The organism is Alteromonas sp. AWM4_230, assembly GCF_056158305.1.
Genome location: NZ_JBSWTB010000001.1, coordinates 301919 through 314837, shown reverse-complemented (window position 1 = coordinate 314837; position 12919 = coordinate 301919). Strand labels below are relative to the sequence as shown.

The 12919-nt window shown below is 44.9% G+C and carries 12 protein-coding genes; 5 read left to right on the top strand and 7 right to left on the bottom strand.

Features of this window, described 5'->3' with window-relative positions; all coding sequences use genetic code 11:
* Positions 1-3: 3 nt before the first annotated feature.
* Entirely contained in the window at positions 4-1710 is a 1707-nt protein-coding gene (locus ACXACS_RS01305) for a sulfatase family protein (RefSeq protein WP_474803129.1), read from the top strand.
* 399 nt (positions 1711-2109) lie between these two features.
* Positions 2110-3294 (top strand): MFS transporter, encoded by a 1185-nt coding sequence (locus ACXACS_RS01300; protein ID WP_474803127.1) that lies wholly within the window; start codon positions 2110-2112, stop codon positions 3292-3294.
* A 41-nt stretch (positions 3295-3335) separates the two neighbouring features.
* Here ACXACS_RS01300 and ACXACS_RS01295 read toward each other — a convergent pair whose 3' ends face one another.
* A complete protein-coding gene (locus ACXACS_RS01295) occupies positions 3336-4046 on the bottom strand; it encodes a GntR family transcriptional regulator (protein WP_474803124.1) in 711 nt (236 codons plus the stop codon).
* A gap of 210 nt (positions 4047-4256) precedes the next feature.
* Between ACXACS_RS01295 and ACXACS_RS01290 the strand changes: the two genes are divergently transcribed.
* On the top strand, positions 4257-5300 hold the full coding sequence (locus ACXACS_RS01290; protein ID WP_474803121.1) for a Rieske 2Fe-2S domain-containing protein: 1044 nt from the start codon (positions 4257-4259) through the stop codon (positions 5298-5300).
* Positions 5301-5319: 19 nt separating this feature from the next.
* Positions 5320-6273, top strand: a complete 954-nt coding sequence (locus ACXACS_RS01285) for a PDR/VanB family oxidoreductase (protein WP_474803117.1) — start codon at positions 5320-5322, stop codon at positions 6271-6273.
* A gap of 85 nt (positions 6274-6358) precedes the next feature.
* Here the strand turns inward: ACXACS_RS01285 and ACXACS_RS01280 are convergent, their stop codons facing one another.
* From ACXACS_RS01280 to ACXACS_RS01255, 6 genes are read right to left on the bottom strand one after another with little or no spacing between them, the layout of a single operon-like run.
* Entirely contained in the window at positions 6359-7492 is a 1134-nt protein-coding gene (locus ACXACS_RS01280; RefSeq protein ID WP_474803114.1) for an FAD-dependent oxidoreductase, read from the bottom strand.
* Positions 7489-7851: a Rieske (2Fe-2S) protein gene (locus ACXACS_RS01275; RefSeq protein ID WP_474803111.1), complete on the bottom strand. Its 363-nt coding sequence runs from the start codon at positions 7849-7851 to the stop codon at positions 7489-7491. The genes ACXACS_RS01280 and ACXACS_RS01275 overlap by 4 nt, the downstream gene beginning before the upstream one ends.
* 9 nt (positions 7852-7860) lie before the next feature.
* Positions 7861-8784 carry a VOC family protein gene (locus tag ACXACS_RS01270; protein ID WP_474803108.1) on the bottom strand — a complete coding sequence of 308 codons (924 nt, stop codon included), beginning with the start codon at positions 8782-8784 and terminating at the stop codon, positions 7861-7863.
* A 12-nt stretch (positions 8785-8796) separates the two neighbouring features.
* Complete coding sequence (locus tag ACXACS_RS01265; RefSeq protein WP_474803105.1) at positions 8797-9954, bottom strand: alpha/beta hydrolase family protein; 1158 nt, start codon at positions 9952-9954, stop codon at positions 8797-8799.
* Positions 9955-10007: 53 nt separating this feature from the next.
* Positions 10008-10796: a cyclase family protein gene (locus tag ACXACS_RS01260; protein WP_474803103.1), complete on the bottom strand. Its 789-nt coding sequence runs from the start codon at positions 10794-10796 to the stop codon at positions 10008-10010.
* Positions 10789-11778, bottom strand: a complete 990-nt coding sequence (locus ACXACS_RS01255) for a fumarylacetoacetate hydrolase family protein (protein WP_474803100.1) — start codon at positions 11776-11778, stop codon at positions 10789-10791. Before ACXACS_RS01255 ends, ACXACS_RS01260 begins: the two co-directional genes overlap by 8 nt.
* A 150-nt stretch (positions 11779-11928) precedes the next feature.
* On the opposite strand from ACXACS_RS01255, the gene ACXACS_RS01250 reads away from it, so the two are divergent.
* On the top strand, positions 11929-12828 hold the full coding sequence (locus ACXACS_RS01250; protein ID WP_474803097.1) for a LysR family transcriptional regulator: 900 nt from the start codon (positions 11929-11931) through the stop codon (positions 12826-12828).
* Positions 12829-12919: the final 91 nt, after the last annotated feature.

Here is a 12919-nt window from a genome sequence, read left to right as displayed (position 1 = left end):
GCGATGTTAAGAAAAATTATAGCGATAGCATTATTAGCGGCGAATACGTCACAGGTAATGAGCGCTGAATTTGATGAGCAACGAGACAGCGAAAAGCCGAATATCGTTCTTGTTGTGGCAGAAGATTTAAGCGCGCGTCTTGGTGCCTATGGTGACGACGTTGCGCGTACGCCAAACTTAGACAGCTTGGCTAACGAAGGCATAATGTTCAACAATGTGTATACCATGGCTGGTGTTTGCGCACCATCTAGAGCGGGTCTTATCACTGGTGCGCCGCCACACAGAGTAGGCCTTCAGCATATGCGTACTGCAGACAGAGAGTATTTTGGTGTTCCGCCTGCACAGGTCAAAGCCTATCCTGAAATTCTTCGTAAAAATGGGTACTTTACTTACAACGATATCAAGACCGACTACCAATTTGCCAAAGGTGCCGTTGGCGTGGGGCCTTTTACTATTTGGAGTGCTAACGGAAATGTTCGCAACCCTGAAGACTCGTTAGTGCCTTCGGCATGGAGAACACATGACCTGCAGGGTAAGCCGTTTTTCCTAAACTTAAACCCTTTTATTACACACGAGTCAGCGCTGTTTATACCAGAAAATACGCCACCTCATTTACAGCAAATGAACCAAATTAGTGAAGGGATCCGCGCAAACTACCAATTCAGTACACCCGACTTAGATAAAATTACGGTGCCTCCTTATTTAGTCGATACAAAAGAAACGCGGCAGGAAATCGCGAGGTTTTATGAGAATATCGAGGTGATGGACCAACAAGTTGGGGCTGTCATCGAGAATTTGAAGAAAGATAAACTGTGGGACAACACCATCTTTATATTTACCACCGACCATGGTGATGCGTTGCCTCGCAGTAAGCGCGAAGGGTTAGTTTCAGGTATCAAAGTGCCAATGATTATGCACATTCCCGAAAAATATAAACCCGATTGGATGCCAGGAAGTGGCCAAACGATAGACAGGTTAGTGTCTTTTGAGGACATTGCCCCAACCTTGTTGGGTTTTGCAGGCATCGAAAGGTTACCCTATATGCAGGGGGTTGATTTGTCTGATGACGCACCGGTCAAACGGCACTATATTTTTGCTGACCGTGCCAGAATGGACGCTGTCGATCTTCGCTCTTACTACGTGTTGGACGAAAAATATCAGTACGTACGCAACTACGCTACCCAACCAAATGGCTCTGAAATTAAATTCAGAAACGTACTGTCATCAGTTAAAGCGTTGAACAATGCTAAAGCGAGCAACACGCTTACAGCCCAGCAGAAAAAATGGTTCGACAGCAAGGTGCCAGAGGAACTTTATGACTTATCAAAAGATGCGGAGCAGCTTGTAAACTTAGCGAGCAATCCGGATTACGCCCATGTCCTGTCGCGTTTCAGAGAGCAGTTGGATAACTGGCGTAATCTTGGTAGTGATTACAACTTGATTGACGAAAGCGTATTAATTCAAGATAACGAGAATCGTCATGACGCGCAGCAAACAACCCTTCCTGCCGTTGCCGAGATTGATGAGATCACAGGTAAAGTTTTCATAGCCCCTAGAACAGAAGGTGCATCCATAGGCTATAGCTATGACAACAAAGTATGGCAAGTTTATGATAAAAGCTTTGTACCAGATAGTGCGCACAATAAGCTTTTCATCAAAGCGGTACGCTATGGCTGGGCAGAAAGTGAAGTTATTACATTAATGTACTAGCCACCACTAGGCTGGCTCTGCAAGGCAGCGCCAGCGCCTTCAAAGGGATCTCTCTGTAAGAAAATCTGCTACAGCCTTCTAATCCGGCTGTAGCTATTTTTGTAATCTCACAATACCTAACTATTTGCTACCTCTTATTCCTTAAAACATTTTCCTTGCGATAAAAAGTACACCTAGCTCGCGGCGGGTCGGAGAGAGAACGCATAGCTTAGACCAGCACGTATCAGTGAAAAGCTCGCTCATGAATATGTCCCATGGGCCTTTTATGAGCACATACAGTAAGTATCGCCATTGCCAATACCTGTATATCGAGGCGAACAATTATCCTTCGAATCCTATGCAAATTACTATCAAGTGAGATAAGCGGTAGAGACAATAAAAACCAGAAGGGGTACTTGTATGACTGCTTTAGATAAACAAGGCGAAGCGGCGTCTAAACATGGTGTGATTTTAGTTTTAGCAGCCATTATGCCCACTATGGCAATCATTTCTTTAGTACCAGTTTTACCGCTATTTATGAAAGAATTTGCCTATATAGAAGGCGCTGAATTTCTAGTACCAATGGCAATGACAATCCCCGCGCTTTGTGTAGCACTGTTCTCTCCCATAGCCGGATGGCTATCAGATAGAGTTGGCCGAAAGCCAGTGTTGCTTACCGCGCTAATCATCTATGCATTCATTGGACTTGCACCCTTCTTCCTCACTAATTTGTTCCATATTATTTTATCTCGCGTGGTGTTAGGTATGGCAGAGGCTGCCATTATGACGGTTGCAACGGCACTCATTGCAGATTACTACACGGGTAAAGCACGCCAGCGATGGGTAACAATACAAATTGCCAGTGTCAGTATTAGTGCAATAGTACTTATTGCCTTTGGCGGTATTTTAGGAGAGCTGTTAGGCTCAAGAGGCCCTTTCTTATTGTATATTCTCGCTCTACCTATAGCCCTCTTAGTCCAGCGGGTTTTGTTTGAACCTTCCGCGTCTTCTAAAAATACCGCATCCGGTGTGAGCACACCGTGGCGCGACATTCTTCCGATACTTATAACAACGTTATTTGTTGGTGTAATCTTCTATACCATCATAGTTAAATTAGGAGAGATATTAGCGCTATCAGCCGAGGTCTCACCAGGTGTCATTGGGGGGATTGGTGCCGCTGCGAATATCGGTGTTGCGCTAGGGTCTATCGCATTTAAAAAAGCCAAAGGGTTAACTGGCCCATCGCTTATAGCTGGTGGTCTAATACTAGCTACTTTAGGCTATGTGGGCGCGGCGGTTTCCACGTCGTTGGTTATGACTTCTGTATCTGTGGTGATAGCCTGCTTGGGCTTTGGCTTGTTACTACCCACCACACTCAACTGGGTATTGAAAGTGCTACCAGTAAATGTTCGCGGAAAAGGCACTGGACTGTGGACTGGCGCATTTTTCCTTGGGCAATTTAGTGCGCCAATTCTGGTTACCTTACTTCAGGTAGAGTTTGGTGGTCTGTATAACGTATTGATGCTATTTGCGACGCTAGCGTTTTTGGCCGCGCTACTAGCGCTTGTAAAAACAAAGCATGCGCAGCCGCTTGTTGCAAAATAGCCGATAATTAAATTCTCTGCGAGCCCTCATGCACCTAGGGCCTACATTTTTCTAGGCTTGTATAGCTTATACGTATTGGAATTAAATAAGTCGATATGATTGATAGTGGCAAGAGAGTGCTCTTTTAATAAAGCCTCCACACGCGCACCTTGGCCTTTGATCATGGCATCTGCAATAGCATGATGCTGTGTATGAGCGTATTTGAGGCGATGAAACTCTCTGTCTAGTTGGTTCGGGTCGTATGCAATGGCACTTACCGAGGCGAAAGGAAAATGTTCATTTAGCTGCAACGCACTTTTAATCGACGTGTTTCCGCTTGCGTTGATAATAATATCGTGAAACGTTTCGTTCATCTGTTGATATGCTTCTATGCCAGCCTCATCAATGCTGCCATCAACAAATAGTGCATCTCCTTGTGCCAAGCACGCTTTTAGCTGTTCAATTGTGTGCTCGCTGCATCCTATCTCAACCGCTTGTCTGGCTGCTAGCCCTTCAAGTACACCGCGCACTTCTACCGAATTCGTAATTTCTGTGACGGTGACTTCTTTTACTCGATAGCCTCTAGCAGGAAGCTTTTCAAGAAGTCCTTCCTGCGCTAAAGAGCGCAGCGCAATACGAACCGGGGTTCTTGATACTCCCAAGGCTTCTGCAGCTTGCGTTTCTGCCAGACGCTTCCCAGCAGGGAATTCACCCATCAATATTTTCTCTCGAAGAATACTTACTACGGCTGGGTTCGTTTTTGTCTCGCTCATAATTCACTTACATACATCGAAATTGGATCCAATTTACCGTTTTTAATCAGTGCAACTCAAGCCCTGTTTCCTGCTAATTGGCGATTATCAAGGGTGCTTAGGGCCTTAAAGGACACGTTATTTAATTATTGGATCCAATTTACGTTTAAATAACTTGATTTTAACGTGTTATGGCATATATTGGATCCAATTCTGGATGGGGACAACAATATGAAAGAAAAAATTTATCCGCTAAACACATGGTATGTAGCGTGTTATTCACATGAAGTAAATTCTGACAAACCATTAGCACGTACAATTTGCGATGTGCCGCTGGTTTTTTTCCGTGATAGCAATAAAACCGTTGCTGCGGTTGAAGATTTTTGTCCCCACCGCGGCGCACCTCTTTCGCTAGGCTATGTTGAAAATGGAAAGTTGGTGTGTGGCTATCATGGCCTCGTGATGGGGAGAGAAGGTAAAACCGACGCTATGCCCAAGCAGCGGGTAGACAAATTTCCATGCATCAAAGCGTTCAAAGTCGTCGAAAAGTACGGCTTTATCTGGCTGTGGCCGGGTGAACAAGACCTTGCAGATGAAGATGCGTTACCTAATCTATTTTGGGCTGATAGCCCTGACTGGGCTTATGGTGGCGGGCTGTATCACATTAATTGCGATTATCGGTTAATGGTAGATAACCTGATGGATCTCACCCACGAAACCTACGTGCACTCAACAAGTATCGGGCAATCAGAAATAGAAGAAGCACCAGTAAATACAAAAGTTGAGGGTGCACAGGTTGTGACCTCACGCTTTATGGAAAATATTGTAGCCCCTCCATTTTGGCAAGCGGCTTTGGAAGCTAATGATTTACCTAAAGAAGGAAGCGTAGACCGATGGCAAGTTTGTCGCTTCGACTTACCCAGCCACATTATGATTGAAGTGGGTGTTGCTGTGGCGGGAGAAGGCGGTATCAATGCGGCACCAGATAAAAGAGCTGGCAGTATCGTTGTCGACTTTATTACGCCAGAATCTGACCAATCCATACATTATTTTTGGGGAATGGCGCGAGATTTCAAAGTTGATGATACAGCACTAACTGAGCAAATTAAGCAGCAGCAGGGAGCGGTATTTGCTGAAGATCAAGAAATCTTAGAAGAGCAACAGAAGAACTTAAACTTATATCCCGATAGGCAGCTTCTCATGCTGGATATCGATTCTGGCGGTGTTATGACCAGAAGAATGATAACCCGCGCTATCAAAGCTGAAAGCCGTTAAGTCACGGGAGATAAAGTTTATGCAAAACGTTAAGATAACACTTAAAGAAAAGCTCACCGATAACATTACAAGGCTTAAACTAAGTGCCGTTGATGGTACGAGTCTGGCGTCATGGGAACCCGGTGCACACATAGAACTGCATTTAGCTAATGGGTTACTCAGACAATACTCCTTGTGTGGCGCTTCTAACAATAGCGACTATGAAATTGCAATTCTGCGTGAAAGTAATAGCCGTGGTGGCTCATCGTTTATTCACGATGAGTTGGAAGCAGGTCATGAGCTACAAATTAGTGAACCCAAAAATCACTTCCCGTTTACCCACACCGCTAAGGGTACTACAGTGCTATTTCTTGCCGCAGGAATTGGCATTACGCCTATTTTGCCTATGGCAGAGTTATGCGAGGAAAAAGGGCTGCCCTTTGAATTTAGTGTGTGTGCAACTAATTCCTCTGCAATGCCATACGGCGAAAGAATAAGGCAGTTGCCAAATACGAAGTTCTACTTTTCTAACGATACTCAGTCGTCTCGACTTAGTGTAAAGGACTATTTGAAAAGTAAATCTACCCATATGCCTATTTATGTGTGTGGCCCTCAGCGATTTATTGACGATGTTATAGAAAGTGCACTTGCGCTTGGTTGGAATGAAGCGCTAATAAACCGAGAGTACTTTTCAATCGATAAAAGCAGCCTTGAAAGTGACGAAGATAAAGCTTTTGATGTCGAGATAAAAAGTACCGGTCAAATAATTCACGTTCCCGCAGATAAAACCATTCTTACCACATTAGAAGACAGCGGCATTTTTCTTCCTGTTGCGTGTGAAGAAGGGGTCTGCGGTACATGCGTAACTAAAGTTCTGGAAGGTGACGTCGAGCATCGTGATGTGTTTTTAAACGAAGAAGAAAAAGCGGATGGCGCCTTGATGACACCGTGTTGTTCTCGAGCAAAAGGCACAAAGCTGGTATTGGATCTTTAACTTTAACAGGTTTTAGTTTTTTATATTTAAAGCAAAAAAGCTAGCAGTAAACTGCTAGCTTTTATTTTATAAGCACTTTAAAAGATTAGATAGGCTGTGCTAAAGCAATAATAGATTCGCGCATAATTTGTGTGTGCTCTTCTTTATCGCCACCTTCTATTTCTATCTGACATAAGCGAGCAGAGTTTTCGACAACCATTCTACAGCGCTCCCAGCGTCTTTCTAAGAACGAATTGAGTGCCTGTTCAACTGTAACATCCTTTGCTAACTCTTCAGCTAAAACGATGGCACTTTCAATGCCTATGCACGCCCCTGAAGCTAAATGCGGAGTGGTTGCGGCCACAGTATCACCAATCAGCACCACTCTTTTTCTATGCCAGGGGGCAGGTACTAAAAGATTACCCAGAGCTCGAAAATCGATAAGTGAATTTTCGTTCAGCATATCTTTAAACTGATTAACCATGGGGGCAGGGAAGGTACCCATTAATTCTTTCAGTTTTTCAACGTAAGTGGCAGGGTCGTATTTAGGTCTTTCCTTTTTGTCTTCTGTCAAAAACAGGTACATTTCATCTTTAGACATAGGGTTAACACCAACTTTCAAGTGTGGCCCTACCCACATCATCGTATTTTTTACTTCAGGAAGTTTTGGCAGCACAGCGCGCCACACACCTTGGCCGATATATTTTGGTGCTTCAACTTCAGGAAATACATCTTTACGTACTTGCGAGTGCACGCCGTCTGCACCGACAACTAGGTCGTAGGTTTTGGTCGTACCGTCGGTAAAACTGACTTCTACGCCCTCGTCGGTATTAACCATTTCTTTATAGGTACAGCCTAAGCGCACATTCGCGCCAGACGCCAGGGTTTTCTCGGCAAGGATCTTCGCAAGGGTGGGTCGCATAATTGCGCCTGCGCCTGGTATGCCCTCAGCGTTGGCAACAGAGGGCGTAGGGACATGCGCTAAATGCAAGCCGTGCGGCGCAAATACATCTAATCCGTTGTGTGCATGGCCTTGCTCTAAAAACTCATCCAATATCCCAATTGTTTTGAATGCTCGTAAAGTTGCACCGCCAATGCTGATACCCGCGCCGTCTGTACGCCAGTTTTCATCTATCTCCACTAAGTCTGTTTCTATATTGCGCTTTCTTAATTCGATAGCGGCGGTCATACCTGAAAAACCGCCCCCAATTATTAAAACATTGCTCACACTTGATTTCATAATTTAAAGGCCTTTATTGTTTTTTTTGAAATCCAAATTTGTTGGTTCGATTCAATCCGTATGGGTATTTTTTGAATTCGCTGATGTTTACAAGGTCCTTGAATACAAACACCCGTCGCTATGTTGAACAGCGCGCCATGTGCAGCACAAACAATATGCTCGCCTTTTACATCAGTGTACTCATGTCGCTTCCATGGAAGTGTAGTACTGTTGTAGTGAGGGCAAACATCTAAATAAGCGAAAAACTGGTTGTTTTTTCGAGTAACGAAGAACGTATCTTTACCATTTTCGCCTATCTTGAACCCTTTTGCCTTCCCCTCCTGAATCTCTTGGGTACTGCACAATAAATGTTCGTCCATAACAGCAGTCTATTTAGCAGGTGGTCCGCCTGAAGGTGCCCACTTCTCTCTATGTTCTAACAAAAAGATTTGAGAGTAGTCTGGACCCATGTTCGCTGCGCGCTCTTGCCACGTATCGTCATGCTGGTCCATATCGGCATCAAATTCCATATTGCATCCAAACGGACTTTTGAAATACCAAAACCAATTCGACCCATAAATGTGGCGACCGGGCCCCCAAAAGCTCTGATAACCTTTGTTCACCATGTTAGTACCCGCCCTGACAACATCTGTCGGGCCGCCAAGATGGAACGTAAAGTGCTCAATACCCTTCATGTGAGGTGGGGTCTTTATAAAGAACAACGTGTGATGGTCCGTTGTACCTGCTGGGCGCATAAACGCCCCAACACCATTAAATCGGTCAGTGGTTTTAAAGCCTAGGCGCTGCTCGTAAAACTGTTCCATAGCGGTTGAGTCAGGCACAAAATATACAACGTGAGATAACGAGTGAATATTAGGTGGCGCCGAATCGTCTACCCCGTTGATATTAACGCCACGGTTAATATCGCCCGGCGCATTCACTTTTTCTGATGGTAAATCTGTAGAAGTGCGAACGGTAATTTGAAAGGCTAAAACAAAGCCTAAATCGTCGACAGCTTCAATACTTCCGTCAGAAAGTACCTTTACCTCTCTATCTTTAGACAATTCAGCGTTAATGGCATCTAAACTCGCTTGATCCGGAACGCCATAAACCGTTTTTCTGATGCTAGCGCCGGTTTCTAACGGCGCAGGTAACGACGGGTCGTCTTTCAACCGAATTTCTAGGCCGGTACCGTCTTGAGCAACAAAATTGTGCTCATCTACTTGTTTAAGCCCATAATCCAAAACGAACTGTGTTGTTGCGCTTGTGTCATCTACACCAAAGATAAGTTTGTCTAAGCCAATAATATTCATCGTTTTTTCCTTCTAAGCAGTACGTGCGTTAAAGGTTTCTGCAACCCAGTCCGCGATGTATTGACCCGCGTTAGCGCTGTTATCGAAGCTCGAGTGTTGAACACCACCTTCTCGCTCGGTAAAAATCTTAAGTTCGCGTTTCGGGCTGTTTATAAGCTGCTCGTAGGTTCTTTCTGCCCATTTAAGAGGGATTTGTGAGTCCTTCGAACCATGGGTAACCAAAAATGGCACTTTGATTTTTTCAATTTGACCGTCTAGGTGCACTTTCTCGGCGATTTCCATGAATTCTTCCATGGTTTCTGCACCCCATACCCATTTCACGTGCGCCCAGTAATGCGGCACTGGGAAATCACCTTCTTTTTCTAAGCGACGCTTCTGAACATCTCGCCAGTCATGGTTTGCACCCCAGCAAACACCCAAGGCTAAACGTGGCTCGTTAGCGACGGCGCGAGGGCAGAAATAACCGCCAAGCGATACGCCTTCCATCCCAATGCGATTGCTGTCTATCTCTTCGCGCTGCTCTAGCCAATCAACAGCTGGAGACGTCCAGTGCTCGCTGTCGTAACGGGCGTGAAGGCCTTGCAGTCTTAACGCTTCACCTGTTCCAGGCTGATCTAAAATCAACGAAGAAACCCCACGCTTTGCAAGCCAACCAGGTAAGCCAACGCGATATTTCATTTCTTTGGTTGAGTCTAAGCCGTTAACTTGGATTAATACTGGGGCGGGGCCTTCTACATTTTCAGCTCTGACATACAGTGCTGATATGTGTTTGCCTTCATAAGGAATTTCCACACGCTCGCAGTTTTCTTTGCCCAAGGTAATAGATTTTTGAAAAAGCTCGAGCTGATGTTTGTACAACTCTAGGCGTCCTGGCGCTTTGTGAGCTTGTAGGCGTTCGCACGTAATTAAGTACGAGGAAGCACGGTTGTATTTTTCAGCCGCTGAAAACAATCGGCCTCGGCTTTCATCTTCTTCAGCAAGCTCGACGAGTTTATTTGCCATTTTTGCCCAGGTATCACGAAATGCCTGCACACCTTCTTTGTCGGGTTGTTTTGCCGCTTCTTTTAATGGCGCACACATTTCTTCAATTTCGCCAATACGTGCACCCATTTCTATGGCCAGGTCGACTGACAGGTTCCAAACATAGTTTGTCGGGAAATATTTAAACATTGTAGTTTCCTGATTTTTCTGCGGCGCAAATGCGCCAAGTTAGCTCTGATAATTTATTTTTTTATAAATGCAACTGCGCGAACAAAGCCTGCAGAGGCGTGTTTAATTTTGTAAGGAAAACAAGAGATCAAAAATCCAGTTGCGGGTAACGCTTCAAGGTTGCTCAATTTTTCCATTTGACCGTAACCAATATCCCGACCTGCTTTATGGCCTTCCCAAATTAAGGATGCATCGCCGGTCTCGGCAAAGCGTTCACGTGTGTATTTGAAGGGAGCGTCCCAACTCCAGGCATCAGTGCCCACCACTTTTACGCCTCTTTCAAGCAAATACATTGTGGCTTCGCGGCCCATGCCGACCCCTGCGTCTAAGTAACCTGGTTCGCCAAATATCTTGCCAGCACGGGTGTTAACCACAACAATGTCCAGCGGCTGTAAATCGTGATTAATGCGTTGCAGTTCTTTTTCAACATCGCTGGCCGTAATAACGTAACCGTCTTCAAAGTCGCGAAAATCTAATTTCACACCCGGTTGAAAACACCACTCTAGAGGCAGTTCATCAATACCGAATGCCGGCTTACCGCCATCGGTAGTCGAGGCATAGTGCCAGGGTGCATCCATATGGGTGCCGCTATGGGTGGTTATTGCAAGTCTTTCTGCCGCCCATGATTCGTTGCCAGGTAACTGATCGAGGGTCAGCCCCGGAAACATTGACGCCATTTCGGGCCAGCCTTCCTGGTGGTCCATGTAATCGATTTTGGGCAATAAAGGCGGTGGGTCGGTGTGTGGGTTATTGTCTAACGTTACCGACAAATCGATAATTTCGTATTCTCTTGGGTTAAACATTCGAAGTCTCCAACTCTACGTCTTGGATAATGTCGCCAAATAAGCTGAAGCCATTTTTATCCAGCGCTCGCATCGTTATTGTTTCGCCCACTTTTAAGAAAGGAGTCTTGGGCTCGCCAAATTGAACAAGTTCTTTTGCGCGGAGTTCTGAAAGGCAGGCTTGGCCTTTGTTAGGTGTGTTGTCAGATACCGTGCCCGAACCAACGACGGAGCCAGGTGGAAGGCTTCGTGCTACAGTTATATGCGCAATGAGTTGGTCAAATCCAAAGAACATCTTTGCGCCATCAGGTGCACCAAACCACTCGTTGTTTCGGTGGATTTCTAAAGGTGCACAGACTTTTGAATCTTGCCAATGCTCACCAAGTTCATCTGGCGTAACGGCAATAGGTGCGAAGGCTGTGTCGCCTTTTGCTTGTACAAAGCCAAATCCCGTCTTCATTTCGCGGGGGGCTAGGGCACGGAAACTGACGTCATTTAACATGACGACCAAGCGAATGCTCTGCTTGGCCTCTTCTTGTGAAGCGCCTATAGGGACATGGCCGGTTATGACGCCGAACTCACCTTCAAAATCGATACCGTGTTCTTCTTTTGCGGCAAAAAGCGGTTCGCGTGCTCCTCTAAAGGAAATACCTGAGCCCTGGTAAACCAAAGGGTATTTGTCGGCGCCTTCAATAGGATCTAAGTTGAAGGCTCTTTGCATTAAGTGCCCGTGATTTAAATAGCAAGAGCCGTCAAGCCAGCTCCAAGCACGGGGTAGGGGCGCTAAACATTGCTCGGGCTTAAAGTGAGACGCATTATTCGCGTTCCCATTATTAAGTAACTGATATCGCTCGTTAAGCTTGTCATAACACGTATCCCAATTATCCAGTGCAAACTGCATAGTAGGGGCAATATCACTAACCTCTGTACACAAACTATGGTCCTTAGAAACAAGTACTAGCTTGCCATCAGGGCCATTGCTTTTGAGTGACGCTAACTTCATTGAATAAAGTCTCTTCGTAATTAAAAGTTTTAATTATTGTTAACAGAAGATGGTAGTATTCAGAGTTACTAAGCAAAAATCGTTTGTGCCGATACGTGATATCTCAAAAACCGTTGGTACAAAATAGGTAGATAAGTTCTCGGGGTAGAAATGCGGTACGAAAAACTAGACTTAAACCTGCTGGTGGCGTTAGAAGTTTTGCTAGAAGAAAAAAACATTACGAAAAGCGCTTATCGACTGCACCTTTCGCAGTCGGCAACAAGTGGTATTTTATCTCGTTTAAGGGACTATTTTGATGATGATTTGCTTGTACAAATGGGTAAGCAAATGCATATCACGCCACTTGCCGCTGAAATGCAGCAGCCAGTCAGCGAAGTGCTAAGCACTATTAGAAACCGCATTATAGATAAGAAAATAAACACACCAGAATTATCAAATCGCAATTTCAAAATTATTGCCTCAGACTATGTAATGCAGGTGGTGCTGGCTGATTTATTGGCCTACGTCACGAAAGTAGCGCCGAACATAACATTTGAATTTATGTCTACTTTTGCTGGTGATTTAGACAGCCTCGCAAAACAAGGCGCTGACCTTATTATTGCCCCTTCTGCTTTCATGCTCGATGGCTATTCATCCCAAGAAGTTTTAGATGATGAGTTCGTTTGTATAGCGGATGAAAACAACAGCAAGCTAAATGGCCATATTACCCTAGAACAATTCTCAGACATTGGCCATGTAACCATTGGCTATGAAAAAGCGAGTCAATTGAGCATAGAGAAATGGATGGTAGACTCAGATGAAGTTAACCGCCGCGTAGAAGTCATCGTCAACGATTTCTCTAGTATGTTTTTTACAGTGATAAATACCGAAAGGGTGGCCCTAGCACCAAAGCGTCTTGCTGAAATTAACGCAAAACACCTCCCTATAAAGATTTATGATATTCCGTTTAAAACGCCACAGTTGAATGAGTCTATGATGTGGCACCCAAGTTTAAATAACGACCCGCTACACAAGTGGCTGCGAGAACAAATTCTTAAACATAGGCCCTAAAAAGGTTATAAAAAGGCCTCTACGACCTAATATTACTACTGCCTAATCCCCCAGCTGTTGGGGCTTTCTCAATACAGCGTTAACCGTTGTC